Here is a 26542-nt window from a genome sequence, read left to right as displayed (position 1 = left end):
CGCCGGCGTCGTCCACATGATGAGAATCAGGGTGACCCACTGCACAGGCGCGTGCTGCGTGCTACGTTGAGAGGCGTGCAGACGATACGCCAGCGAGTCCTACGCCTAGAGCTTCTCCGCCGCAGCGGGGAAGAGCTCGCGCGCGTCTGATCCCAGCTCACCTCTCCGGTCCAGCTCGTAGATCCAGCACAGCGCAGCACTTCCAGGTCGAATCCCCGCTGCGGAGCTCCTCCGCCTCGACCGCTCACCCTCAGCTCGTTCTCAGCAAGGAAGCTCTCATGCGCAAACTCCAGAAGACCTCACCGATGCCCTTCCAGCGGTACGTTCCCTTCGAGGAGCAGATCACCGTCTCCCTGCCCGACCGCACCTGGCCGGACAAGACCATCCGCAATGCCCCGCGCTGGTGCGCGGTCGACCTGCGCGACGGCAACCAGGCGCTGATCGACCCGATGACCCCGGACCGCAAGCACCGGATGTTCGAGCTGCTGGTCAACATGGGCTTCAAGGAGATCGAGGTCGGCTTCCCGTCGGCCTCGCAGACCGACTACGACTTCGTCCGCCAGCTCATCGAGCAGGACAAGATCCCCGACGACGTCTACATCCAGGTGCTCACCCAGGCGCGCGAAGCCCTGATCGAACGCACCTTCGAGGCCATCGCCGGGGCTCCGCGCGCGATCGTCCACCTGTACAACTCCACCTCGGTGCTCCAGCGCGAGGTCGTCTTCAAGACCGACCGCGACGGGATCGTGGACATCGCCACCCAGGGCGCCCGGCTGTGCAAGAAGTACGAAGAGGCGATGCACGCCGCCGCGGACACCCCCACCGAGGTCGTCTACCAGTACTCCCCGGAGTCCTTCACCGGCACCGAGCTCGACTTCGCCGCGCACATCTCCGATGCGGTGGTCGACGTCTTCGGCGCCACCCCGGAGAAGCCGGTCATCATCAACCTGCCCGCCACCGTGGAGATGGCCACCCCGAACGTCTACGCGGACTCCATCGAGTGGATGCACCGGAACCTGCGCAACCGGGAGTCGATCGTGCTCTCGCTGCACCCGCACAACGACCGCGGCACCGGCGTCGCCGCCGCCGAGCTGGGCTACATGGCCGGTGCCGACCGGATCGAGGGCTGCCTGTTCGGCAACGGTGAGCGCACCGGCAACGTCGACCTGGTCACCCTGGGCATGAACCTCTTCAGCCAGGGCATCGATCCGGAGCTGGACTTCCGCGATATGAGCACCATCCGCAGCACTGTGGAGCACTGCAACCAGATGGGCGTCCCCGAGCGCTCACCCTATGGCGGCGACCTGGTCTTCACCGCCTTCTCAGGCTCGCACCAGGACGCGATCAAGAAGGGCTTCGAGCACATGGACGCCCGTGCCAAGGCGGCCGGCACCTCCCGCGACGAGATCACCTGGGCCGTGCCCTACCTGCCCATCGATCCCAAGGACATCGGCCGCAGCTACGAGGCGGTCATCCGGGTCAACTCGCAGTCCGGCAAGGGCGGGGTCTCCTACCTGCTCAAGGCCGAACGCGGCATCGACCTGCCGCGCCGCGCGCAGGTCGAGTTCTCCGGAGTCATCCAGCGACGAGCCGACGACGGCGGCGGCGAGGTCTCCGGGGAGGAGATCTGGCAGATCTTCCAGGACGAATACCTGCCGGTGGACAGCGCCGACCACCAGTGGGGCCACTACCGCCTGGACGAGGTCAACACCTCCTCCAACGCCGAGGGAGTGTTCCACATGGAGGTGGAGCTCCAGGCCGGCGGTCAGACCCGGGCAGAGTCCGCCCACGCCAACGGTCCGATCGCAGCGCTGCTGAAGATCCTCGCCGCCGACGGGGTCGACGTGCGGCTGCTGGACTACACCGAGCACGCCATGAGCCAGGGCGGAGACGCCCAGGCGGCCTCCTTCGTGGAGCTGGCGATCGGGGAGCGCGTGCTCTGGGGCGTCGGTCTGGACCACAACACCACCCTGGCCTCGCTGCAGGCGGTCATCTCCGCGGTGAACCGCGCGCTGCGCGACGCCGCCCCGGTGGCGTGAGCGTCCCCCGGCAGCCCAGGGCTGACGCCCTGATGTCCCAGGGCTGACGCCGTGATACCTCCGGGCATGCGCCCATGACGCTGTAGTACTCTGCCACCATGGCCGGCTCCACCTTCGCGTCCCGCTCGTACCGGGACGCCGCGATCATCCTGCGCACCCAGAACCTGGGCGAGGCAGATCGCATCATCACCGCGCTGACCTCAGCGAACGGGCTGGTGCGCGCGGTCGCGAAGGGTGTGCGCCGCACCTCCTCGAAGTTCGGCGCGACCGTGGAGCCGTTCATGGTGGCAGACATCCAGTTCGTGCACGGCCGCTCGCTGGACATCGTCACCCAGGCCACCTCGAAGAACACCTACGGCCCGCCGATCGTGGCCGACTACGACAAGTACATGGCCGCGAGCACCATGGCCGAGACCGCCGAGCGGCTCATGGACGTCGAGTCTGATCCGGCCTTCGGCGGCGCCCAGTTCCGGCTGCTCCACGGCGGGTACTCCGCCCTGGCGCGGGGAGTCCACCCGGCCGACGTCGTGCTGAACTCCTATCTGCTGCGCGCCCTGTCCTCCGCGGGCTGGGCGGTCACCTGGACCGCCTGCGTGGCCTGCGGCAAGCCCGGAGCGCACACCGGCTTCCACCCGGCGGCCAGCGGGCCGGTCTGCACCGACTGCCGACCGCCGGGCACCCGGACGCTGGATCCCGCCACGGTGGAGCTGCTGCACGCGCTGCAGCACGGCCACTGGGAGCAGACCCGCGCGTTCCGCAGCGACATCCGCCACGAGGCCACCAACGTGGTGATCAGCTACGCCCAGCACCACCTCGAGCGCCGGCTGACCTCACTGGGGCTCTGACCCTGGCCCGACATGGAAGAATAAGCGCCATGTCCTTGCCCACTCATCAGGATCCTGCCCCGCACCCCGAGGGCGCCACCGCGCCGAAGCTGCCCCCGGAACTGGTGCCGGCACATGTGGGGATCGTGATGGACGGCAACGGGCGCTGGGCGAACCAGCGCGGGCTCCCGCGCACCGAAGGACACCGGGCCGGTGAGGCCGCGCTGATGGACGTCATCGCCGGAGCCATCGAGATCGGCGTCAAGCACATCAGCGTCTACGCCTTCTCCACCGAGAACTGGAAGCGCTCACCGGATGAGGTGCGCTTCCTGATGGGCTACTCGCGCCAGGTGCTGCGCCGCCAGCGCGACGTGCTGAACTCCTGGGGCGTGCGGATCCGCTGGAACGGACAGCCCGGTCGGCTCTGGCGCTCGGTGATCAAGGAGCTCGAGACCTCCGAGGAGCTGACCCGGGACAACACCCGCTTCACGCTGACCATGTGCGTGAACTACGGCGGTCGCGCGGAGATCACCGACGCGGTCAAGCTGATCGCCGCCGAGGTCGCCGCCGGCCGGATGGACCCGCGCAAGATCACCGAGAAGACCGTCGCCGCCCATCTGGACGAGCCCGATCTGCCCGACGTCGACCTCTTCCTGCGCAGCTCCGGGGAGCAGCGGATCTCGAACTTCCTGCTCTGGCAGTCCGCCTACGCCGAGCTGGTCTTCATGGACGTGCTCTGGCCCGATGTGGACCGCACCACGCTGTGGGAGGCCGTGGAGATCTACGCCCGCCGGGACCGCCGCTACGGCGCCGCGGTGGACAGGTTCTCCGCCGGACGCTCAGCCTCCGGGGCGTAGGCGCGCAGCCAGCGATGGACCTCGTCCAGCGCCCGATTGCGCACCGAGGCCTCCGAGGCGAAGACGTCGTGGATCGCTCGCTGCACCCGGACCACGGTCACCTGGTCGCCGAGCTTGACCGCCCGGCGGGCGAGCAGCTCCACATCGAGCACCGAGTCTGACTCCTGCAGCTCCTCGGTCCAGTGCCGCCGGTATGCGGTCGCGCCCGAGAGCAGCACCAGGACCGGCAGCTGCAGCCCCAGACCCTCATGGACCTTCCGGTGCCCGGCGAGCACGGCGCGCATCCAGCCCACCCGGATCGGGAAAGAGGTGCGCGGGCGCCAGCGCGGGTGCAGCGTCCATTCGCCCTGCGCCTGGTCCGAGAGCGACTGCCAGTAGTTGTCGATCGCCGGAAGCTTCAGCGCCCGGGTGGGGGAGAACTGTCCGAGCGGGGCGAGGATGCCCTCGGTGGCCGTGCGCGCGGCGACGTCGCCGGAGAGCTCCAGCCACGGGCTGTTGAGCACCAGCGCGCTGATCCGTCCGGGATTGCGCTGCGCCCAGAGCGCGGCGACCAGCCCGCCGGTGGAGTGGGCCTCGATGATCGGCGCCGGGGCCTCGGGGTGCAGCGCGGCGATCTCACTCAGCGCGGCCTCGATGTCGGCGTCATAGGTGCTCAAGTCGTCCACATACCCGGCGGTCTGCCAGCTGCGCAGGCTGCGCCCGTACTTGCGCAGATCCAGGGCATAGAAGGGGCGCCCCCAGCTCTGCCAGCGGCGAGCCATCGGGATGTTGTAGAAATAGTCGGCCCAGCCGTGGATATGCAGCACCGGAGCCAGCTCCGGCGGGTGCTCCGGCTCGGCGGGGGTGTCCTGCGCGGCGGCGACCGCCTCGGCCTCGCCCGGGCGCTCGTCCTGGACCGCCTGCTGCTCGGGATCGGGGGAGTAGCTGACCAGGGTCGCGCTGACGGGACCCTCCTCATCCTCACCGAGCGGCAGCGTCAGCCGCTTGCAGCCCTGGAGGTGGTCGGGGGACCAGACGCCCACCGGGGAGTCTTCGAGCAGTTCATCCATGGCCTCCATCCTATGAGGCAACTTTCGGTCGACCCGCATCCTAGGATGGGAGCCATGTACCGCTTCATCTTCAAGACCGTCTTCACCCGGATCGATCCCGAGAAGGCTCACCACCTGGTGATCTCCGGGCTGCGGCTGAGCCACCGCGTCGGAGCCGGAAGGGTGCTGGAGCGGCTGTGCCGCCCGGAGGACTCGCTGCAGATCCGCGCGCTGGGCATGGTCTGGCCCTCACCCTTCGGCCTGGCCGCGGGCTTCGACAAGGGCGCCACCTCGGTGCTGCCGCTGGCGACCCTGGGCTTCGGGCACATCGAGATCGGCACCGTGACCGCCGCTGCCCAGCCGGGCAACCCGACGCCGCGGCTCTTCCGGCTGGTGAAGGACCGCGCGCTGATCAACCGGATGGGCTTCAACAACGACGGCGCGGAGGCGGTCCGGCCGCGGCTGGAGGAGATTCGCGAGCAGATCTCCCGGCTCAAGCGCAGTGGACGGCATGCCCCGGTCATCGGGGTGAACATCGGCAAGACCAAGGTGACCCCGCTCGAGGACGCCACCGAGGACTATCTCATCTCCACCCGGATGCTGGCCCCCGTGGCGGACTACCTGGTGGTCAACGTGTCCTCGCCGAACACCCCGGGGCTGCGTCAGCTCCAGGACATCAGCGCGCTGCGTCCGCTGCTCGCGGCGGTGGGATCAGCGGCCGACGACGCCGCGCAGCGCCACGTGCCGCTGCTGGTGAAGATCGCGCCGGACCTCGCAGACGCCGACGTCGACGCGGTGGCCGAGCTGGTCAGTGATCTCGGGCTCGATGGGGTCATCGCCACCAACACCACGATCTCCCGGGAGGATCTGCACAGCGACCCCGAGCAGGTGTCCGCCGCAGGCGCGGGCGGACTCAGCGGTCCGGTGCTCGCCGAGCGGTCCAAGCAGGTGCTGATCCGGCTGCGTGCCGCGCTGCCGCGCACCACAGCGATCATCTCGGTCGGGGGAGTGACCACCGGTCAGGACGTCGCCGAGCGGCTCGCGCTCGGGGCTGACCTCGTGCAGGGCTACACGGCCTTCGTCTACGAAGGTCCGTTCTGGGTGCGCCGGATCAACCGCAGCCTGAGCCGCGCGCTGCGAAGCGGCTGATGCCGCTGCCGCGAATCGGCTGATGGCCCTGCCGCGAAGCGGGCTGTCTGGTGGCGGTGAAGCGGCCTATGTCGCTGCAGCCGAGCGGCTGATGTGCCGGCTGCGAAGTGGCTGAGCCGCTCGGCCAGGGCTGAAGCTCAGGCGGGGAAGTGCCCGCGAGCGACCAGCGGCTTGGGCAGCCGCAGCCGGCGGATCTGCAGCGCGCGCATCGCGGCGTAGAAGGGCAGACCACGTTCCCGATTCTCGGCGCCGAACTTGGCGTCGACCTTCTTGCGCACGAGACGGCCGACCCAGACAGCCTCGACCAGGACGGCCAGGACGAAGAGCCACAGGATCTGGCTGACGATGATGCGCATCTCTTCGTTCATCACGAAGGAGGCGAAGAGGAAGACCAGCACCAGGATCAGCATCCACTCGCCGATGCCGAAGCGCGCGTCGACGTAGTCGCGGACGAAGCGCCGCTGCGGACCCCGGTCCCGGGCGGGAAGGTACTTCTCCTCGCCGGTCTCCATCGCCCGGCGCATCTTCACCCGCTGCTCGGCCATCTGCTGGCGCTGCGCGGCACGGGCGACCTTGCGGTCGTTCTGCACCAGCGGGCGCTTGCGCGCCGCCTGCTGCTGGCTGCGCTTGGGGGTGGGCACGCCCTTCTTCTCAGGCTGGCGCCTGGTGTTCTCGGCTTCCGCACGGGCAGCTGCAGCTTCAGCTTCGGCGATCTGGTCAGCGGTGTTTTTCTTACGTCCTAGCACCCCGCCAGTGTAGCGGGAATAATAGGGTCGAACCCTGCGACGTGCTGCGCCAGCGGGAATGAACTGCGCAGGCCTCGGCGTTGTTACCGTAGAGCACAGGCCTGCCGCTACAACGAGAGAGGTGTATGCCATGAGCACCACCACCCAGGACGCCACCGCCGGATCCGCTGCTGAGACCGAATCAGCCGAGATCACCGGAGCGAGCGTCGATGGTTTCAAGACCCACCAGGTCGAGCTGAGCGAGACCGCAGCCGAGAAGGTCTCCTCCCTGCTCCAGCAGGAGGGCCGCGAAGACCTTCGTCTGCGTGTGGCCGTCCAGCCCGGCGGCTGCTCCGGCCTGATCTACCAGCTGTACTTCGACGAGCGCGTGCTCGACGGCGACGCGCTGCGCGATTTCAGCGGTGTCGAGGTCGTCGTGGACAAGATGAGCGTCCCCTACCTCGAGGGCGCGAAGATCGACTTCGAAGATTCGATCTCCAAGCAGGGGTTCACGATCGACAACCCCAACGCCGGCGGCTCCTGCGCCTGCGGCGACTCCTTCCACTGATCACCGCGCCGGCGGCTCGCTGACCGACTCCCTCAGGGGCGTCGTGGTCCTCCGCACCGGCCCGCCGGTGCGATGCGGCGAGTCATAGCGTCACAAAGCAGACATATCGGCAGCTGATCCACCCGCTGCCCAGCGCGAGCGAGACTCCGCTTCTCCCTATTTCTACACGGGGTAGAAGCGGAGTTTTCTCGTGTCCGGGGGCCTTTCAGGGGAGACGAAGCGGCAGATCAGGTGCTTCGTCGGCGGGTGTCCGTCCTCCCGGTCCTCTACAGGACGTAGTAGTCTTGAGCGCGAGGCGTCCATGGTGGCCCGATCTCTGCGCACAGCGCGGTCAGCGGCTCACGGAGGAAGCAACATTCGCACATCGAGATAGAGGAAGGGCCGTCTGTGAGTTCGCATAAACGAACCGGCAGCCAAGGCCGTGCACTGAAGGTAACTGCACTGGCCAGCGTGGCGGCACTGGCGCTGAGCGCCTGCTCCGCGGAGAACCCTGCATCGCGGGGTTGGCTCCCGGGCAATCGAGGCACGACCAGCAACACCGCAGAGATCACCGACCTGTGGGTCAACTCCTGGATCGCGGCGCTGATCGTGGGTCTCATCACCTGGGCGCTGATGCTCTGGTGCATGGTGGCCTACCGTCGACGCAAGGGTGAGACCGGGTACCCCCGCCAGATCGCGTACAACGTGCCGCTGGAGATCATGTACACCATCGTTCCGCTGGTCATGGTCGGTGTGCTGTTCTTCTACACCAACGAGGTCCAGCGCTCCATCGACGAGCCGTACGAAGACCCCAACCTGGTGGTCGACGTCCGCGGCAAGCAGTGGGCCTGGGACTTCAACTACAACTACGAGGGCGAGGAGCGTTACTTCGCCGGCGTCCAGGCCAATCTCACCGGTGAGGAGGGTGTCCGCGAGACGCTGCCGACGCTCTACCTTCCGGTGGACGAGCCCGTCACCTTCGAGCTCAACGCCCGCGACGTCATCCACTCCTTCTGGATCCCCGCCTTCCTGCAGAAGCGCGACATGATTCCGGGCCGCACCAACGAGATCCACCTGACCCCGCAGGAGCTTGGCAGCTTCGACGGCAAGTGTGCGGAGCTCTGCGGCGAGTACCACTCGGAGATGCTCTTCAACGTGGAGGTCGTCACGGACGAAGAGTTCCGTGCCTATCTCGAGACCCTGCCCGAGGGTCAGCTCGGCGACGAGTATGACCGCAATCCAAACCTCCACGAAAATGTGGCCGGAACTGAAGGGGACGACTGACTGTGGCGACCCTCGAATACACAGCCGACGAAACGCGTGAGGTCTCGCGCGTCGTCCCCCGTTCCAAGGGGAAGATCATCGTCAACTGGCTGACGACCACCGATCACAAGGTGATCGGGTACATGTACCTGATCACCTCCTTCCTGTTCTTCTGCGTCGGCGGCGTCATGGCGCTGCTGATCCGTGCGGAGCTCTTCGAGCCCGGCATGCAGCTGCTGCAGACCAAGGAGCAGTACAACCAGCTCTTCACCATGCACGGCACGGTCATGCTGCTGATGTTCGCGACTCCGCTCTTCGCCGGCTTCGCGAATGTGATCATGCCGCTGCAGATCGGCGCCCCGGATGTGGCCTTCCCCCGGCTGAACGCGCTGGCCTTCTGGTTCTTCCTGTTCGGCGCGCTGGTCGCGATGGCTGGCTTCCTCACCCCCCAGGGTGCGGCCTCCTTCGGCTGGTTCGCGTACGCGCCGCTGTCTGACACCACGTATTCACCGGGCGTCGGTGGAGACCTCTGGGTGTTCGGACTGGCCCTGACCGGCTTCGGCACGATCATGGGCGGCGTCAACTTCATCACCACGATCATCTGCATGCGCGCCCCGGGCATGACCATGTGGCGGATGCCGATCTTCGTGTGGAACACGCTGATCACCTCGATCCTGGTCCTGATGGCGTTCCCGCCGCTGGCGGCAGCGCTGTTCGGACTCGGCCTCGACCGGAGGTTCGGCGGTCACATCTTCGACCCGGAGGCTGGCGGTGCGGTCCTCTGGCAGCACCTGTTCTGGTTCTTCGGACACCCTGAGGTGTACATCATCGCGCTGCCGTTCTTCGGCATCATCTCTGAGATCCTCCCGGTCTTCAGCCGCAAGCCGATCTTCGGCTACAAGGGTCTGGTCTACGCGACCATCGCCATCGCGGCGCTCTCGGTGACCGTGTGGGCCCACCACATGTACGTGACCGGCGCCGTGCTGCTGCCGTTCTTCGCGCTGATGACCATGCTGATCGCGGTTCCCACCGGGGTGAAGTTCTTCAACTGGATCGGCACGATGTGGCGAGGCTCGCTCACCTTCGAGACTCCGATGCTGTGGAGCCTCGGCTTCCTGGTGACCTTCCTGTTCGGCGGGCTCACCGGCATCATCCTGGCGGCTCCGCCGCTGGACTTCCACCTCTCCGACACCTACTTCGTGGTGGCGCACTTCCACTACGTGGTCTTCGGCACCGTGGTCTTCGCGATGTTCGCCGGCTTTTACTTCTGGTGGCCGAAGTGGACGGGCAGGATGCTCAACGAGCGTCTGGGCAAGATCAACTTCTGGATGCTCTTCGTCGGCTTCCACGGCACCTTCATGATCCAGCACTGGCTCGGCGTCATGGGCATGCCGCGACGCTACGCGGACTACATGGTCGAAGACGGGTTCACGATGATGAACCAGTTCTCCACCGTGTTCTCGATGCTCCTGGGTGCATCGCTGATCCCGTTCTTCTGGAACGTCTGGATCACCTCGCGCAAGGGCAAGAAGGTCCTCGTGGATGACCCGTGGGGCTTCGGCGGCTCGCTCGAGTGGGCGACCTCCTGCCCACCGCCGCGGCACAACTTCTACTCGCTGCCGCGCATCCGCTCCGAGCGTCCCGCGCTGGATCTGCACCACCCTGAACTCGCTGACCGGCACACCCTGCAGACCCCTGCGGGCAAGATCTTCGGTCCCGCGGATCAGTCGGACAAGGAAGGCGTCTGATGAAGGCAAATATCGGGTTGTTCCTGGGCCTGGGGATCTTCGTCCTCATCGTGGCCTTCATCTACGGCTTCTGGAGCGGCTGGTCAGACCTGGCCGGCTTCCCGCTGCTGCTGCTCACGGCAGGCATGGCCTTCATGCTCTGGTTCTACCTGCGCATGGTCGCGAAGAACCACGACGTGCTCGACGGGGACAACCCGGAGGGCGAGATCGAGCACATGGCCGGCAACTACGGCGAGTTCGCTCCGTGGAGCTGGTGGCCGCTGGGCCTCGGCTTCTCCGCAGCCTTCGCGTTCTTCGGTCTGGCCATCGACTGGTGGGTGTTCTTCCTCGCACTGATCCCGGGCCTGTTCTTCATCACCGGCTGGGTGCTGGAGTTCAACCGCAAGCGCTACGCGCACTGACCCCTGCTCCCGCGGCGATCACGCCGCGGAGCCGGATCCGGCAGGTGCTCCATGACCTGACCGGTGACAGCTGAATCGAGAAAGCCCGCCGTGAGCATCGACTCACGGCGGGCTTTCTCGTCTCCAGGTGCCCTGCGCGGTGCGTAGAATTCTGGCTATGACGATCCGCCCCATCACGATCTACGGTGAACCAGTCCTGCATCGACGCGCGCAGGAGGTCGAGCGCATCGACGACTCGATCCGTGAGCTCGTCGCCGACATGGTCGAGACCCAGGACGCCGCGCACGGGGTGGGACTCGCCGCCCCGCAGGTGGGTGTCGGGCTGCGCATCTTCACCTACAGCTTCGCCGACTCCGGCGACCAGCCCTCCCGTGGCGTGATCATCAATCCACGACTGCGCCTGATCGGCAAGGTCTCCAAGGAGTCCGCCGATCCCGAGGAGGAGTCCGAGGGGTGCCTGTCCGCGCCGGGGTACAACTATCCGCTCAAGCGCAGCGAGCACGTGGAGATCACCGGGCTCGACCTCGAGGGCGAGCCGCTGCAGTTCGAGGCCACCGGCTGGTTCGCCCGGATCCTGCAGCACGAGTATGACCACCTGGACGGCTACCTCTACGTCAACCGGCTGGACCCCAGATGGGCGCGCCGCTGGAAGAAGGTCGTGAAGAAGGAGGGCTGGAACCAGCCCGGGCTGACCTGGCTGCCCGGAGTCGACCCGGACCCCTTCGGCCATGACGAGCCCGAAGACGACCACGAGTCCGATTCCGGCAGCGCGCGGCAGGACGTCCAGCCCGAGGGGACCGGTCCGAGCGGTCGGGGCGTCAGCTCACACTCTGGCTGAACGCCACCCAGCGACGCAGCACGTCCGCCGCGGCGCCGGAGTCGATGGATTCCTCGGCCCGGCGCATGTTGGCCCGCAGGCGGTCCACCAGCGGCCCGTCAGCGTGCTCATCGAGGCTGGTGAGCCCGGCTGCGGCATTGAGGACGACGGCGTCGCGGACCGGCCCGGGCTCCCCGGAGAGCATGCGCTGCACGATCTGCGCGTTCTCAGGTCCCGAGCCTCCGCGGAGATCCTCGACCGCGACCCGGGGGAGACCCACGTCCTCCGGCTCCAGCGTGGTGTGGGTGAGCTCCCCGGAGCGGACCTCCCAGATGTCGGTGGCCGCGGAGGTGGTGATCTTGTCCCGCCCGTCCTGTCCGCGGAACACCAGACCCCGGGTGCCGCGCATCGCGAGCACCTCGGCCATCTTCGGCGCCAGGGTGGGGCTGGCGCAGCCCAGCGCCTGGGCGGTGACCCGTGCGGGGTTCGAGAGCGGGCCCAGGAAGTTGAACACGGTGCGGATGCCCAGCTGCCGGCGCACCGGCCCGACGTGGCGCATCGAGGGATGGAAGCTCTGCGCGAAGAGGAAGGTGATGCCGACCTCCTGGGCGGCGCGGGCGACGTTCTCGGTGCTCATGCTCAGATCCACCCCGAGCGCCTCGATCACATCGGCGGCGCCGGCCGTGGTGGATGCGCCGCGGTTGCCGTGCTTGACGACCCGGGCTCCGGCGCCCACGGCGGTCAGCGAGGACATCGTGGAGATGTTCACCGTGCCCAGCATGTCCCCACCGGTGCCCACGATGTCCAGGGTGGGCCCGGGGATGGTCAGCGGGACCGCCCTGTCCATCATGGTGTTGCTGAGTCCTATAAGCTCCTCGGCGACCTCGCCCTTGGCTCGCAGAGCGACCAGGAACGCGGCGATCTGGCCATCACCCATCGATCCGCTCATGAGCTGCTCCATGGCCCAGGCCGAGGTGGCCTCGGTGAGGTGATCGCCGGCGAGCAGCCTCTCCAGCAGCTCGGACCAGCTCGAGGGCAGAGCGGCTGCGCGGGGGAGTGGATCAGGTGAGTGTGGAGGTTTCACAGGCCCAGACTATCGGCCCGCCCGGGTCCGGCTCCGTCCAATTTCGACACGCTGTAGAAATATTGTCGACTTTTTTGACCCGCTCCACCTTGGCGGATCCTGGGAATGGCGCGGAATCCGCCCCCTGACAAGGATCTGGAACCACGCCACAGTGGCCATCGGTGTCGCAAACGGCTGGGGTTTCAGGACATAATGAATGCGTGACGTCTGCAACCCAAGCCCCAATCGCCCCGGCGCGAACGCTGCCGAACCGCCCGAACATGGTGTCAGTGGGCACCATGGTCTGGCTCACCAGCGAGCTCATGTTCTTCGCCGGCCTGTTCGCCATGTTCTTCACACTGCGTTCCACGCAGTCTGAGATGTTCGCCGAGGGTGCCAGTGAACTGGACATCCCGCTGGCCACCACGATCACCGTGATCCTGGTCGCCAGCTCGGTGACGGCTCAGTTCGGTGTCTTCGCTGCCGAGCGGCATCAGCCGCGCCGCACCGGAGGCGCATTCCAGATCAAGCACTGGGGCATGGTCGAGTGGTACATCCTCTCGTTCATCATGGGCGCCATCTTCATCGGCGGTCAGACCTACGAGTTCGCAGTGATGGTCTCCCACGGGATCACCGTCTCCTCGAATGCGTTCGGCTCTGCCTTCTACATCACCACCGGCTTCCACGGGCTGCACGTGATCGGCGGGCTCATCGCCTTCCTGTACGTGATCGCCCGGGCCTACTTCAGCGTGAAGTTCACCCATAAGGAAGCTCACGCCGCCGTCGTCGTCTCGTACTACTGGCACTTCGTCGACGTCGTGTGGATCGCGCTGTTCGGCATCGTCTACCTGCTGCCGCTGTTCGCGTGATCAGCGCGTCGACGCAGCACCCCAGCTTGAATCGCATCGAAAAGTTAGGAACCGGCACGTGAAGGCACTCTCACAGAAGCGTCGCCACCCGTTAGCGGCAGTGGCGCTGCTCCTCCTGGGCCTCCTGCTCACGGGAGGGCTCTACTCCGCGGCGACCTCGATCAACGAGGCCCAGGCGACGAACACCGCCGATGTCTACTCCGCCTCGGACGTGGAGGAGGGCGAGCGGCTCTTCGTGGCCAACTGCGCCACCTGCCACGGCATCAATGCCGAGGGCTCCGACGCCGGACCCTCGCTGATCGGCTCCGGCGCTGCCGCCGTGGACTTCCAGGTCGGCACCGGCCGCATGCCGATGCAGATGTCCGGCCCGCAGGCGCAGAAGAAGCCGGCTCAGTTCAACGACGAACAGACCATGCAGCTCTCGGCCTACGTGGCCTCGCTGGGCTCCGGGCCCGCAGTGCCCGATGAGGAGTACCTCGACGTCGAGCAGGGCAACATCGCCCGTGGCGGCGAGCTCTTCCGGATCAACTGCGCCATGTGCCACAACGCTGCCGCTGCCGGTGGCGCGCTGACCGAGGGCAAGTACGCGCCTGCCCTGGACGGCGTGGAGGCACGGCACATCTACACGGCCATGTTGACCGGTCCGCAGAACATGCCCGAGTTCAACGACTCGAACATCCCGCCTGAGGACAAGCGCGACATCATCGCCTTCCTGAAGAACAACGAATCTCAAGGCGTGCCGGGCGGGTTCTCGCTGGGCTCGCTGGGACCGGTCTCGGAAGGTCTGCTCATCTGGACCCTGGGCCTGGCCCTGCTGATCGGGTCGATGGTCTGGCTGACCTCACGGTCTTCCTGATCGGCCCCGGCAGCACCTAAGCACCCGCACACGTAAACACTGAAGCAAAGGACGAGAACCATATGGGCGAGCACGGTAACGGCGGTCCGAACACGGGCGCCGTCATCAAAGCAGGTGACGGGAAGTCGAGCGGCTATGCCATCGACAATCCTGGCCTGCCCCCGCACCGCCCGCGGTTGGCTGACGCGGACGAGAAGGCCGCCAAGCGCGCCGAGCGTCAGGTCTCCGCGCTCTTCCTGATCTCGATCATCGGCACCGTGATGTTCTTCGTCGGCTACTTCGCCGTCGGCGTCACCGCCGGTGACCTCGAGATGCTCCGGCTGCAGAACACCCTGCTCGGCGTCGGCGTGGCCTTCGCCATGCTGGGCATCGGACTCGGCGTCGTCCAGTGGGCCCGCGCCCTCATGCCCGACCACGAGGTCATCGAGGACCGCAAGCCCCTGCGCAAGGAAGAAGACCGCGCCGAGGCTGCCCAGACGGTCAACGAGATCCTCGACGAGACCCAGATCAAGCGTCGCCCGCTGCTGCGCAACACGCTCATCGGCGCCGCACTGCTGGCCCCGCTGCCCGCCGTCGTCGTCTTCCGCGATCTCGACCGCTCCGAGGACTTCGGACCCGAGCGGTTGCGGCACACGCTCTGGGCCGAAGGGGTGCGCCTGGTGCGCGACCCCACCGGCACGCCGATCCGGGCCTCCGACCTCACGGTCGGCTCCGCGGTGCACGCTATCCCGGAGACGCTGCGCGAGGTCTCAGGGCACGGTGATCGCCTGGCGGAGAAGGCCAAGGCCGTCGTCCTGCTGATCCGGATGAACCCCGACGACTTCGAGCCCGTGACTCCAGGCCGCGAGGACTGGAAGTACGAAGGCATCATCGCCTGCTCCAAGGTCTGCACGCATGTCGGCTGCCCGGTGGCGCTCTACGAGCGTCACACGCACCACCTGCTGTGTCCCTGCCACCAGTCGACCTTCGACGCCGCCGAGGAGTTCAAGGTCATCTTCGGTCCGGCAGGCCGGCCGCTGCCCCAGCTGCCCATCACGGTCGACGATGAGGGCTTCCTCATCGCTCGCAGCGACTTCACTGAACCCGTCGGCCCCACCTACTGGGAGCGTGGCTAAAACTCATGAGCACTCAGTCTCTAGAATCCAAGTACACCGAGGAGCAGTACTCCGAGGTGGATCAGTACCAGCCGGCGACCCGCACCGGCAAGATCGCGAACTACGTGGACACCCGCGTGGGCGGCACCGGCATGGTCCGCGAGTTCGGCCGCAAGGTCTTCCCGGACCACTGGACCTTTATGTTCGGCGAGGTCGCGCTCTACAGCTTCGTCATCACGGTCATCTCCGGGGCGTTCCTGACCTTCTGGTTCGATCCCTCGATGGCCTCCACCCGCTACGACGGCTCCTATGTGCCGCTGCAGGGCGTGGAGATGTCCACCGCCTACGCCACGGCGCTCGAGCTCTCCTTCGACGTCCGCGGCGGGCTGTTCATGCGTCAGCTGCACCACTGGGGTGCACTGATGTTCGTCATGGCGATGGCGATCCACATGCTGCGCGTGTTCTTCACCGGCGCGTTCCGCAAGCCCCGCGAACTCAACTGGGTCGTGGGCTGCACCCTGCTGCTGGCAGGCCTCGGCGCCGGCTTCACCGGCTACTCGCTGCCCGATGAGGTGCTCTCCGGCAACGGCCTGCGCATCATCGACGGCATGCTCAAGGCGATCCCGGTGGTCGGCACCTACATCTCCTTCTTCCTCTTCGGCGGAGAGTTCCCCGGCGACGAGGTCATCCCGCGTCTGTACTCGCTGCACATCTTCATCATCCCTGCGGTGATCCTGATCCTGATCGCGGTCCACCTCTTCATGGTGGTCACCCACAAGCACACCCAGTACCCCGGCCCCGGCCGCACTGAGCGCAACGTGGTCGGCTACCCGATCGGGCCGGTGTACGCGGCCAAGGCCGGTGGCTTCTTCTTCGTGGTCTTCGGCATCCTGGCCCTGCTGGGAGGCACCTTCCAGATCAATGCACTGTGGAACTACGGGCCCTATGACCCCTCCCCGGTGCAGGCCGGCACCCAGCCGGACTGGTACATCGGCTGGTTCGACGGACTGCTGCGCCTGATGCCGGGCTATATCGGTGACATACCGCTGGAGTTCGTCATACCGACGCCATGGGGCGGCAACAGCGTGGCGACGCCGGTGCTGGTCACGTTCCTTCCGATCACGGCTCTGCTGCTGGGTCTGTTCGTCTGGCCCTGGGTCGAGGCCTGGATCACCGGTGACAAGAAGGAACACCACATCCTGGACCGTCCGCGCAACGTCCCCGGACGCACCGCCTTCGGCATGGCCATGATGATCTGGTACTTCGTGATGTGGGCCGCCGCGTCCTCGGACCTGATCGCGACCCATTTCTCGCTGTCCTTCAACGACGTGCTCATCTGGCTCCGAGTCCTGTTCTTCGCCGGGCCGATCCTGACCTTCATCATCACCAAGCGGATCTGTCTGGCCCTGCAGCGCAAGGATCGCGAGATCGTGCTGCACGGCAACGAGGCCGGCGTCATCGAGATGCTGCCGCACGGTGAGTTCCGTGAGAAGCACACTCGAGTCAGCGACTACGAGCTCTACACGCTGGTCTCCTATGAGTCTCCCGAGGTCACCTCGGCCCGCCCCAACTCTCGCGGCAAGGTCGGACTGCTGGAGAAGTCGCGGGTCAGGCTCAACCGGACCTTCTTCGAGGACCGGGTGGCCCCGGTCAGCCGCGAGGAATATCTCGAGGCGCTCTCCCACGATGACCACGGGACTGCCGCCGAGCTGCCGGCCGGTTCGGTCGCGGCCATCGAGTCCAAGAAGCACTGACCATCGTGACGCGTTGACCATTCGACGCTGAACGTCTGAACGCAGAAGAAGCGGCCGTCTCCCTCTGGGGAGGCGGCCGCTTCTTCGTGGTGTGCGGCTCTGCTGGGCTGCCGGGCGCTGCTCGAGTGTTCGGTCGGTGCTGCGGGCCAGCTAGTCAGTGTCTGTCACGACCGGCCCGTCATCGCTTGTCCGTGCCCCGGATGATGGAGCGCAGCTTCTCCAGCCGCTCGGAGACGGCCCGTTCGGCGCCGTTGCCGGTGGGCTTGTAGTAGTCCACGCCGATCAGCTCATCGGGCACATACTGCTGGGTGGCGACGTGATGCGGCTGGTCGTGGGCGTAGATGTAGCCCTTGCCGTGGCCCATCCGGTGCGCTCCGGAGTAGTGCGCGTCACGCAGATGCGGCGGTACGGAGCCGGACTTCCCCGCCCGGACGTCGGCGATCGCGGCGTCGAGGGCCTTATAGGAGGCGTTGGACTTCGGCGCGGTCGCGATGTGCACCGTGGCCTGGGCGAGCAGGATCCGCCCCTCGGGCATGCCGATGAGCTGCACGGCGTCTGCCGCCGCCATCGCGGTCTGCAGCGCAGTGGGGTCCGCCATGCCGACCTCTTCACCGGCCGCGATGACCAGCCGGCGTGCGATGAAGCGCGGGTCTTCTCCGGCGACCACCATCCGCGCCAGATAGTGCAGCGCGGCATCCGGGTCCGAGCCGCGCAGCGACTTGATGAATGCAGAGACGATGTCATAGTGCTGGTCGCCGTCCCGGTCGTAGCGCTGCACGGCGAAGTCCATCGCCTGTTCCGCGTCCCGAGCGGTGATCAGCACCCGGGAGGCCGCCTCCGGCGCGGCGTCCGAGGCCCCCTCGGGGGCATCCGCGGCGTCCGCGGGGGAGCGACCCATGGCGACGGCGGCGGCCGCCTCCAGGGTGGTCAGCACCCGGCGCGCGTCACCGCCGGCCATCCGCAGGATGTGGTCCCGGGCGACGTCCTCGAGCTCGAAGGCCGAGTCCAGTCCGCGAGTGTCCTCCAGCGCCCGGGTGATCAACCCGGACAGGTCGTCCTGGGTCAGCGACCGCAGGGTGAGCATGAGCGAGCGGGAGAGCAGCGGGGCAATGATCGAGAAGGACGGGTTCTCCGTGGTCGCGGCGACCAGGATCACCCAGCCGTTCTCCACGCCTGGCAGCAGCGCGTCCTGCTGGGCCTTGTTGAACCGGTGGATCTCATCGAGGAACAGCACCGTGGTCTGTCCGCGCAGGTCCCGGTCCTCCAGCGCACGGTCCATGACCTGCCGGACGTCCTTGACGCCGGCGCGAATGGCGGAGAGCTCCACGAACTTCCGCGAGGCGCCGCGGGCGAGCACATGGGCCAGTGTGGTCTTGCCGGTGCCCGGGGGCCCGTAGAGGATCACCGAGGACGCGCCGGCGGGGCCGCGGTTCCCCTCGGCGAGGACCCGCAGCGGTGACCCCTGCTCGAGCAGATGCTGCTGCCCGAGGATCTCCTCCAGCGTGCGCGGACGCATCCGCACCGCCAGCGGAGTATGACGACGACGCGCGCCCGCCTCACCCGTGGCGGGCGAGGCGGGCGCGTCGTCGCCGAAGTCGTCGGAGGCGAAGAGGTCCCCGGTGATGGGATCGGCCACTGCGCCTCCTAGAGCTGGGTTCGTAGATAGATTCGAGAAGAATCCATCCCAGATTACCCGGTGCGGCTCACGCCTGGGACTTCGGCCCAGCCTCGACCTATGACTTGTTCTCGGTCTTGGCCTCAGCCTTGGACTCGGACTTCGGCTCGGGCTTGGCGTCGACCCCGGCCTCCTTGCGCTGCTGGGCGGTGATCGGGGCAGGGGCCGCGGTCAGCGGATCGTAGCCGCCGCCGGACTTGGGGAAGGCGATGACCTCCCGGATGGAGTCTTCACCGGCGAGCAGCGAGACCACGCGGTCCCAGCCGAAGGCGATGCCGCCGTGTGGCGGAGCACCGAACTTGAAGGCGTCGAGCAGGAAGCCGAACTTCTCCTGCGCCTCGTCCTCGGGGATTCCCATCACCTTGAAGATCCGCTCCTGCACGTCGCGCCGGTAGACGCGCAGCGAGCCGCCGGCGATCTCGTTGCCGTTGCAGACCAGGTCATAGGCGTTGGCCAGCGCGGAAGCCGGATCCTGGTCGAAGCTCTCGGCAAACTCCGGTTTGGGTGCGGTGAAGGCGTGATGCACTGCTGTCCAGGCCCCCGAGCCGACTGCCACATCACCGGCGGCCTGGGCCTGGGCGGCTGGCTCGAACATCGGGGCGTCGACCACCCAGACGAAGGACCAGGCGTTCTCGTCGATCAGACCGACCCGGGCCGCGATCTCGTTGCGCGCGGCTCCGAGCAGCCCGCGGGAGGGGGAGACCTCACCGGCGGCGAAGAAGACGCAGTCGCCGGGGGAGGCGCCGGTGGCGGCGGCCAGACCGGACTTCTCCTGATCGGAGAGGTTCTTGGCCACCGGGCCGCCGAGCTCGCCGTCCTCGCCGATGAGCACGTAGGCCAGGCCCTTCGCACCGCGCTGCTTGGCCCATTCCTGCCAGGCGTCGAGGGTGCGGCGTGGCTGGGAGGCGCCGCCGGGCATCACCACGGCACCGACATAGGGGGCCTTGAAGACCCGGAAGGGGGTGTCCTTGAAGTACTCCGTGAGCTCGGTGAGCTCCAGGTCGAAGCGCAGGTCCGGCTTGTCCGAGCCGTAGCGGGCCATCGCCTCGTGGTAGGTGATGTGCGGGATCTCGGCGGGGAGCTCGACGTCGATGAGCTTCCAGAGCCGGCGCACCAGCTCCTCGGACAGCGAGAGGATGTCGTCCTGCTCCACGAAGCTGGCCTCGATGTCGAGCTGGGTGAACTCCGGCTGCCGATCGGCGCGGAAGTCCTCGTCGCGGTAGCAGCGGGCGAGCTGGTAGTACTTCTCGAAGCCGCCGACCTGGAGCAGCTGCTTGAAGAGCTGCGGTGACTGGGGGAGCGCGTACCAGGCGCCGGGAGCCAGACGGGCCGGGACCAGGAAGTCACGAGCACCTTCGGGCGTGGAGCGGGTCAGTGTGGGGGTCTCGATCTCGGTGAAGGTCTCCTCGTGGAGCAGATCCCGGGCCACCCGGTTCGCCTCGGAGCGCAGCCGAAGGGCGCGCTGCGGGCCCTCGCGGCGCATGTCGAGGTACCGGTGACGCAGTCGGGCCTCTTCGCCGATCTCCACGTGCTCATCGATCTGGAAGGGCAGCGGGGCCGAGGTGTTGAGCACCGTGACCGTATCGGCAAGGACCTCGACCTCTCCCGAGGGGAGGTTGGGGTTCTCATTGCCGGCCGGGCGGCGCTCCACGGATCCGGTCACCTGCAGCACGAACTCGTTGCGCAGCGGGTCGAAGTCAGCCTCGTCGCGCACCACGACCTGGGCCACGCCGGAGGAGTCGCGCAGATCGAGGAAGGCCACTCCGCCATGATCTCGGCGTCGCGCCACCCATCCGGTGAGGGTGACGGTCTGGCCTATGTTCTCGGCGGTGAGGGAGCCGGAGGTGTGTGTGCGAAGCACGGTGTCCTTCCTGAGGGATCAGTTGCTCGGTGCGGGCCTGTGGCCCGGGGAGTCAGTCGGTGGCCGATTCTACTATCCGCGGGAGGGCGTCCTCGGCCGGAGGGGTCCAGCTCGCCGGATCGGCCGGAGCCTGGGCGCCGGTGCGGATGTCCTTGACCTCGTGGGCGCCGTCGTCCTCGGTGAACCAGACATACGGAATGCCGCGGCGGTCGGCATGGCGGATCTGCTTGCCGAACTTCTCGGCCTTCAGTGCGACCTCCACATTGATGCCGCGGCCGCGCAGCGCATCGGCCACGTCCTGGGCGGCGCCCCAGTCCTCATCGGAGCGCATCGCCACGAACACTGCGGCGGGGACCTTGCGGCTGGCGGAGAGTCCGCCCTCGGCCAGGATCCGGGAGATCAGCCGGGTCACGCCGATGGAGAGCCCGACGCCGGGGAAGGTCCGCTTCCCCTTGGAGGCCAGAGACTCGTAGCGGCCGCCGGAGCAGACCGAGCCCAGCGACTCGTGGCCGATCAGCACGGTCTCGTAGACCGTGCCGGTGTAGTAGTCGAGTCCGCGGGCGATGGAGAGGTCCGCGGTGACCCGCCCGGGGACCCGCTTGTTCAGCTCCGCGACGACCTCTTCGAGCTCGGCCAGACCGGCTTCGAGCAGCTCATCGGCCTCCACCGAGCCCAGCAGGGCGCGCACCGCCGCGACGAAGGAGGTGTCGGTGGCGCGGATCTGGGCCAGCTCCAGCGCCTGGTGGGCCTGCTCGGTCGTGGCCGCACCGGAGGAGACCAGCTCTTCGCTGACCTTCTCGGCGCCGATCTTCTCCAGCTTGTCGATGGCGCGCAGCACCGCAGTGGTGTCGGTGAGTCCGATGGAGCGGTAGAAGCCCTCGGAGAGCTTGCGATTGTTGACCCGGAGCATGAAGTCTCCGATCGGCAGCGCCTCGAGCGCCTTGGCCATGACCACGCCGATCTCGACGTCGCTGCGGAAGGGGAGCGCGCCGTCGCCCACCAGGTCGATGTCGGCCTGGGTGAACTCCCGATAGCGACCATCCTGAGGGCGTTCACCCCGCCAGACCTTCTGGATCTGATAGCGCCGGAACGGGAAGTCCAGGTGGCCGGCGTTCTCCACCACGTAGCGGGCGAAGGGCACGGTCAGGTCGAAGTGCAGGGCCAGCCGGGCCTCGCGCCCTTCTTCCTCCTGCAGCCGGGAGACGGCGTAGATCTCCTTGTCGATCTCGCCCTTCTGCAGCAGCGTGTCGATGGTCTCCACCGCCCGCGACTCGATGGAGGCGAAGCCGTGGCGTTCGAACACCTCGCGAAGCGTGTCCAACACGTGCAGCTCCACCAGCCGCTCCTCGGGGAGCCATTCGGTGAAGCCGGAGAGAGAGGTGGTTCGTGCCATGAGTGTGCGCGCAGTCCTTGGGTCGTCGGGGGAGCCTGGAATCGGGCCCGTTCAGCATAACGGCTCCGGTAGGCTGGTGGCATGAGTCCTGCAGTCAAGCCCGATCACCATGAGACCTCCATCGTGGAAGCCCACCGATTCGCCCGTGTGGATGAAGAAGGCCATGTCTACGCCCTGACCTCCGCGACCGCGCAGCCGGAGACCCCCGCTGCGGCGCCGCAGGAGAGTGCCGACGCCCCAGAGGCCGCCCCGGCCGCCGAGCCTGTCACGGCAGAAGCAGCCGCGGCCGCCCCGGCTGCCGAGCCCGCCCCGGCGGAGCCGACGGCGTCCCCGGTGTCGGAGCCTGCGTCGGCAGAGCCCGCCGGTGCCTCGGGAGCCCGAGCCGGCGAGACCTACGTGGGACAGTTCTCCGGTGCCAGCGCCGACGAGGCGCTGCACTACTTCACCCGCAAGTTCGACGAGCTCTACAACCGGGCGCTGCTGCTGCGGGCCCGTGCCGCGGCCGGCGCCGATTCGGCCAAGGCGCTGCACGAGTCACTGGGACACATCCGCAAGGAGCTCGCCGACGGCACCTGGGTCGGCGACGTCGCCTCCCTGAGCGCCCTGCTGGAAGAGATCTCCGCCGAGATCGATCAGCGCGCCGCCGTGGAGGCCCAGGAGGCCGAAGTGGTGCTCGCCGAGCACCTGGCGACTCGGGAGCAGATCGTCGCCGAGGTGGAGCTGCTGGCCGAGGCAGACCCCACCACGCAGCACTGGAAGAGCGCCCAGGCCCGGATGAACGAGCTCTTCGAGGCATGGAAGGCCGAGCAGAAGAAGCCGCCGCGACTGACCAAGTCTCAGGAAGACCCGTACTGGAAGCGATTCCGCGCCGCACGGAACCTCTTCGAGAAAAACCGACGCGCCTTCTTCGCCTCCCGCGACAAGGAGCACGGCGACATCAAGGCCGCCAAGGAGGCCCTGATCGCCGAGGCGGAGCAGCTCAAGGGCTCCGACGACTTCGGCGGCACCACCAAGGCCTATCACCGGCTGATGGATGACTGGAAGGCGCTGGGTCGCGGCGCCCGCAAGACCGACGACGCCCAGTGGGCCCGCTTCCGTGCGGCCCAGGACGTCTTCTTCGGCGCCCGGGACAAGGCCAACGCCGAGACCGATGCGGAGTACGCGGAGAACCTCACCGTGAAGCTCGCGCTCCTGGAGGAGTTCGAGGCGCTCATGCCGATCGAGAACCCCGAGGCCGTCCGCGAGAAGTACCAGGCGCTCCTGAACCGCTGGGACGCCGCCGGCCGGGTGCCCCGGGCGGACATGAAGTCCATCGAGAATCGACTCAAGCGTGTCCAGGACGCGTTCCGCGACGCGGAGCAGTCGCACTGGCGCAAAACCGACCCCGAGACCATCGCGCGGCAGAACTCAATGCTCACCCAGCTGGACGACGCCATCGCTGAACTGGAAGCGGCGCTCGAAGCCGCCCAGGCCAGCGGCGACACCAAGGCGATCGCATCAGCGAAAGAGGCATTGGACGCGCGAAGAAGCTGGCGGGATATGTTGAAGTAACGAATAGATTACACTCGTCAAAGATCTGGTGACCCATTAGCCATTCCTCATGGGTCACTGGACTTGTGCCGTCAACATCCAGTGAGGACTTCGCGTGAGCGATCAACAGCCCCATGAGCCGGGCTCCCCGCGCAGCCGCCGCGAAATTCGCGAGGCGCGAGAGCGTGAGCTCGATGAGCAGCGTGAACGCCAGAGTGCCGCCCAGCGGCGAGCCCTGGATGAGACGCTGCGCGCTGTACGCGCCCGCTCCGCCGCTTCGGCAGCCCCCGCCGCGGGCGACGAGGAGACCGCCGCTGATGCGTCCGAGGTGACGTCCTCGGCAGACTCGCCCGCACCGTCCCCGCGTCCCGCCACCGAGTCCTCAGACCCCGCTCCCGGTCACCGCATCGCCCCGCTCCCCGCCGTCGCCCCGGATCAGGGCTCGGTGATCTTCAACCAGGAGGACTTCCCCGAGGGCAAGCTGGAACGCGAAGAGCACCTCGCTGAGGCACACCAGAGGGATCCCCACCACGCAGAACGGCACGACGTCGACGCCTACGCCGCTGATCCGCACGACTCTGATCCGCACGACTCTGATCCGCATGATGCTGATCCGAATCATGCGGACCTGCGGCAGGCTGATCCCTACCCCGGTGAGGCTGCCGACTCCGAGGCCACGGCGCCCTCCGCCGCGACCCCCTTCGACCAGGTGGTGACCGGGACCGATCGGGTCCTCTCCGCCGATGAGGTCGACGACGATTCGGAGTACGCCCTCGAAGACGAGTCCGGCTTCCCCCTCGAGGATGACCTCGAGGACGACTATTACGAAGGCACCCGCATCGATCACGACGACGACGGCACACCGCTGCTGATCTCATCCTCCACCCATGGCCGCGGCTATCAGACGGTCTCCGCCGTCGAAGGTGGCGCGACCCAGGCCGTGCTGGAGAAGCGACGCAGCAAACGACGACGGCGCAACCTCACGCTCAGCGTGGCCTTCGGGCTCTTCGCGGTGCTGCTGGTGGGCTTCGTGGTGGTGCTGCAGTCGCTGTTCGGCAGCGGAGGTCCCGAAGACTTCGAGACCCAGGCCGGTGAGAGCGTGGAGTTCACCGTGGAAGAGGGAGACGGGCCGGCGCTGCTGCGCTCCCGCCTGGTAGAGGCCGGGATCATCGCCAGCGACGACGCGTTCGACGACGCGTTCGCCGAGCTCGAGGGTGAGCCTTCCTTGCAGCCGGGAGATTTCCAGCTGCGCGAGCAGATGCCCGCCGCAGACGCGCTGGCGGTGATCTTCGAGCAGGGGGAGGCCCTCCGTTACATCTCGCTGCAGGACAACACCCGCATCGACGCCGCACTGAGCTCCATCGCTGAGCAGGCCGGGATCCCCGAGAGTGACCTTCGCCTGGCCGCGGAGGATCCCAGCGCCTTCGGACTGCCTGAGGAGGCCGAGACGCTCGAGGGCTACCTCGCGGCCGGCGAATACCAGCCGACTTTCGAGGCGACGCCCGAAGAGATCCTGCAAGAGATGGTGGACACCACCTTCGAGCGACTCGAGGAGCTCGGCATCACCGATGAGGACGAGCAGTGGCGCACGGTGATCGTCGCCTCGCTGCTCACCGCAGAGGGCCTGCCCGGAGACTACGAAGAGATCGCCGGCATCATCGAGAACCGGCTGGACCCAGGCAACTCCGAGACTGATGGGCTGCTGCAGATCGACGCCACCGTGATCTACGGCCTCGGCACGCAGAGCGTGCACTTCACCGAGGAAGAACGGGCCGACGCGTCGAACGAATACAACACCTACCAGAACCCGGGCCTGCCCCCTGGGCCCGTGGCCGCGCCTAATATGGCGACCCTGGAAGCCGCCGCGAATCCCGATGAGAACGACTACTACTACTGGGTCACCGTTAACCTCGAGACCGGCGTCACCGAGTTCGCCTCGACCTACGAGGAGCACCTGGGTTACGTGGAGGAGTTCAACGCCTACTGCGCGGACAACCCCGAGGTCTGCGAGGGTGAGCCGACCCAGGAGAACGCCGGACCGTGACGCGCCAGGCCGCTGTGCTGGGCCACCCGATCGCCCACTCGCTCTCCCCGCTGCTGCACACCGCGGCGTACGAGCACCTGGGACTCGACGCCGAGTACCGGCGCATCGGCGTCCCCGAGGAGTCACTGCAGGACTTCCTGCGCGGCGAGGGGGCGGCGGGCGACTGGATGGGCTGGTCGGTGACCATGCCGCTGAAGGCCGCGATGCTCAGCGCCGTGGACCACCCCTCAGCACGGGTCACCGCGCTGGGAGTGCTCAACACCGTCATCCACCGGAATGCCGACACCTCCGCTGGTCCCCAGCGGACGCTCGCGGCGGAGAACACCGACGTGGACGGCATCGTCGCGGCCCTCGGCGAGGCCGGGCTGCACCCGGCGTCGTCGACGGACCGGGGAAGCTTCGGGATCATCGGGGCCGGCGCCACCGCCACCGCCGCGATGGCCGCCGCCGCGGAGCTCGGCTACACCCAGGTGCGCAGCTACGCCCGGTCGATCCCGCGCGGGCGCGAGCTTGAACCGGTGGCCGCCGCGCTGGGCCTCACACTCAGCGTGACGGAACTCTCGAACCTGCCCCGCGAGCTGCGGACCGGCACGCAGGGTTCCGGCCCTGCGCCCTCCGACCCGGCCCAGCTGGAGCCGGCCGACGGGACCCCGGCCCAGCTCGACCCGGCCGATGCGACGCCGGTTCAGCTCACCCCGGTACACCTCGACGCTGTGGTCTCCACCCTGCCGCCGCGCGCCGCCGACGAGATCGCCGCCCGGCTGCCCTGCCTGGACCGCCCGGTCCCGCTGCTCGACGTCGCCTACGACCCCTGGCCCTCGGCCCTGGCCCGCTCCTGGGAGGCCTCCGGAGGCCCCGTGGTCAGCGGCCTGGTGATGCTGCTGCACCAGGCTGTGAAGCAGGTGGAGCTGTTCAGCGCGAGCACCTCGACCCCGGCGGCAGAGCTCTCCGAAGCGTCCCACGCCCAGATGGTGGCAAAGATGAGGCGCTCCATCGGTTTATGAT

General features: G+C 67.6%; 22 protein-coding genes. 16 read left to right on the top strand and 6 right to left on the bottom strand.

Annotation, left to right across the window (positions count from 1 at the left end):
- Positions 1-278: 278 nt before the first annotated feature.
- From leuA to BCL67_RS07200, 3 genes are all read left to right on the top strand, one after another.
- The gene (gene leuA, locus BCL67_RS07210; RefSeq protein ID WP_106122777.1) at positions 279-2039 is read left to right on the top strand and encodes a 2-isopropylmalate synthase; all 1761 of its coding nucleotides are present in this window, start codon (positions 279-281) and stop codon (positions 2037-2039) included.
- 98 nt (positions 2040-2137) lie between these two features.
- On the top strand, positions 2138-2884 hold the full coding sequence (recO, locus tag BCL67_RS07205; protein ID WP_106122776.1) for a DNA repair protein RecO: 747 nt from the start codon (positions 2138-2140) through the stop codon (positions 2882-2884).
- A 29-nt stretch (positions 2885-2913) separates the two neighbouring features.
- Positions 2914-3720 carry an isoprenyl transferase gene (locus BCL67_RS07200; RefSeq protein WP_106122775.1) on the top strand — a complete coding sequence of 269 codons (807 nt, stop codon included), beginning with the start codon at positions 2914-2916 and terminating at the stop codon, positions 3718-3720.
- On the opposite strand, the gene BCL67_RS07195 is transcribed toward BCL67_RS07200, so the two are convergent.
- Complete coding sequence (locus tag BCL67_RS07195; RefSeq protein WP_181255923.1) at positions 3666-4769, bottom strand: alpha/beta hydrolase; 1104 nt, start codon at positions 4767-4769, stop codon at positions 3666-3668. The two genes, BCL67_RS07200 and BCL67_RS07195, sit on opposite strands and share 55 nt — an antisense overlap.
- Positions 4770-4823: 54 nt before the next feature.
- Between BCL67_RS07195 and BCL67_RS07190 the strand changes: the two genes are divergently transcribed.
- Entirely contained in the window at positions 4824-5897 is a 1074-nt protein-coding gene (locus tag BCL67_RS07190; RefSeq protein ID WP_258174848.1) for a quinone-dependent dihydroorotate dehydrogenase, read from the top strand.
- A gap of 137 nt (positions 5898-6034) precedes the next feature.
- Here the strand turns inward: BCL67_RS07190 and BCL67_RS07185 are convergent, their stop codons facing one another.
- Positions 6035-6643 (bottom strand): DUF3043 domain-containing protein, encoded by a 609-nt coding sequence (locus BCL67_RS07185; RefSeq protein WP_106122772.1) that lies wholly within the window; start codon positions 6641-6643, stop codon positions 6035-6037.
- 130 nt (positions 6644-6773) lie between these two features.
- Between BCL67_RS07185 and BCL67_RS07180 the strand changes: the two genes are divergently transcribed.
- The 5 genes from BCL67_RS07180 (at position 6774) to def (ending at position 11419) form a co-directional block, all read left to right on the top strand.
- On the top strand, positions 6774-7190 hold the full coding sequence (locus BCL67_RS07180; protein WP_106122771.1) for a HesB/IscA family protein: 417 nt from the start codon (positions 6774-6776) through the stop codon (positions 7188-7190).
- 387 nt (positions 7191-7577) lie between these two features.
- Positions 7578-8453 (top strand): aa3-type cytochrome oxidase subunit II, encoded by an 876-nt coding sequence (gene ctaC, locus BCL67_RS07175; RefSeq protein WP_106122770.1) that lies wholly within the window; start codon positions 7578-7580, stop codon positions 8451-8453.
- Positions 8454-8455: 2 nt separating this feature from the next.
- Positions 8456-10180 (top strand): aa3-type cytochrome oxidase subunit I, encoded by a 1725-nt coding sequence (ctaD, locus tag BCL67_RS07170; protein WP_106122769.1) that lies wholly within the window; start codon positions 8456-8458, stop codon positions 10178-10180.
- Positions 10180-10581 (top strand): cytochrome c oxidase subunit 4, encoded by a 402-nt coding sequence (locus tag BCL67_RS07165; RefSeq protein ID WP_106122768.1) that lies wholly within the window; start codon positions 10180-10182, stop codon positions 10579-10581. The genes ctaD and BCL67_RS07165 overlap by 1 nt, the downstream gene beginning before the upstream one ends.
- Positions 10582-10738: 157 nt before the next feature.
- The gene (def, locus tag BCL67_RS07160; RefSeq protein WP_106122767.1) at positions 10739-11419 is read left to right on the top strand and encodes a peptide deformylase; all 681 of its coding nucleotides are present in this window, start codon (positions 10739-10741) and stop codon (positions 11417-11419) included.
- Here the strand turns inward: def and trpD are convergent.
- Complete coding sequence (trpD, locus tag BCL67_RS07155; RefSeq protein WP_106122766.1) at positions 11400-12482, bottom strand: anthranilate phosphoribosyltransferase; 1083 nt, start codon at positions 12480-12482, stop codon at positions 11400-11402. The genes def and trpD overlap by 20 nt on opposite strands.
- A 200-nt stretch (positions 12483-12682) precedes the next feature.
- On the opposite strand from trpD, the gene ctaE reads away from it, so the two are divergent.
- From ctaE to qcrB, 4 genes are all read left to right on the top strand, one after another.
- Complete coding sequence (gene ctaE, locus BCL67_RS07150) at positions 12683-13330, top strand: aa3-type cytochrome oxidase subunit III (RefSeq protein ID WP_374955633.1); 648 nt, start codon at positions 12683-12685, stop codon at positions 13328-13330.
- A gap of 58 nt (positions 13331-13388) precedes the next feature.
- Positions 13389-14186 carry a cytochrome bc1 complex diheme cytochrome c subunit gene (gene qcrC / locus BCL67_RS07145; RefSeq protein WP_106122764.1) on the top strand — a complete coding sequence of 266 codons (798 nt, stop codon included), beginning with the start codon at positions 13389-13391 and terminating at the stop codon, positions 14184-14186.
- Between the two features lie 62 nt (positions 14187-14248).
- Positions 14249-15301, top strand: coding sequence for a cytochrome bc1 complex Rieske iron-sulfur subunit (gene qcrA, locus BCL67_RS07140; protein ID WP_106122763.1), 1053 nt, complete (start codon positions 14249-14251; stop codon positions 15299-15301).
- A 5-nt stretch (positions 15302-15306) separates the two neighbouring features.
- Positions 15307-17034 carry a cytochrome bc1 complex cytochrome b subunit gene (qcrB, locus tag BCL67_RS07135; RefSeq protein WP_106122762.1) on the top strand — a complete coding sequence of 576 codons (1728 nt, stop codon included), beginning with the start codon at positions 15307-15309 and terminating at the stop codon, positions 17032-17034.
- Between the two features lie 178 nt (positions 17035-17212).
- Here qcrB and BCL67_RS07130 read toward each other — a convergent pair whose 3' ends face one another.
- The 3 genes from BCL67_RS07130 to hisS form a co-directional block, all read right to left on the bottom strand.
- On the bottom strand, positions 17213-18670 hold the full coding sequence (locus BCL67_RS07130; protein ID WP_258174846.1) for a replication-associated recombination protein A: 1458 nt from the start codon (positions 18668-18670) through the stop codon (positions 17213-17215).
- Positions 18671-18767: 97 nt separating this feature from the next.
- A complete protein-coding gene (gene aspS / locus BCL67_RS07125) occupies positions 18768-20570 on the bottom strand; it encodes an aspartate--tRNA ligase (RefSeq protein WP_106122761.1) in 1803 nt (600 codons plus the stop codon).
- Between the two features lie 52 nt (positions 20571-20622).
- Complete coding sequence (gene hisS, locus BCL67_RS07120) at positions 20623-21963, bottom strand: histidine--tRNA ligase (RefSeq protein WP_106122760.1); 1341 nt, start codon at positions 21961-21963, stop codon at positions 20623-20625.
- 81 nt (positions 21964-22044) lie between these two features.
- On the opposite strand from hisS, the gene BCL67_RS07115 reads away from it, so the two are divergent.
- The 3 genes from BCL67_RS07115 to BCL67_RS07105 all read left to right on the top strand — a co-directional run bounded on the left by BCL67_RS07115 (position 22045) and on the right by BCL67_RS07105 (position 26541).
- The gene (locus tag BCL67_RS07115) at positions 22045-23514 is read left to right on the top strand and encodes a DUF349 domain-containing protein (protein WP_106122759.1); all 1470 of its coding nucleotides are present in this window, start codon (positions 22045-22047) and stop codon (positions 23512-23514) included.
- A 94-nt stretch (positions 23515-23608) separates the two neighbouring features.
- A complete protein-coding gene (locus BCL67_RS07110) occupies positions 23609-25537 on the top strand; it encodes an endolytic transglycosylase MltG (protein ID WP_106122758.1) in 1929 nt (642 codons plus the stop codon).
- Positions 25534-26541, top strand: a complete 1008-nt coding sequence (locus BCL67_RS07105) for a shikimate dehydrogenase family protein (protein WP_106122757.1) — start codon at positions 25534-25536, stop codon at positions 26539-26541. The genes BCL67_RS07110 and BCL67_RS07105 overlap by 4 nt, the downstream gene beginning before the upstream one ends.
- The last annotated feature ends 1 nt before the right edge of the window (position 26542 follow it).

The sequence above is a fragment of the Nesterenkonia sandarakina genome, from assembly GCF_003003175.1.
Classification (GTDB): Bacteria; Actinomycetota; Actinomycetes; order Actinomycetales; family Micrococcaceae; genus Nesterenkonia; species Nesterenkonia sandarakina_A.
The sequence above is the reverse complement of the archived record's forward strand: the minus strand, read 5'-3'. Positions and strand labels throughout refer to the sequence as shown.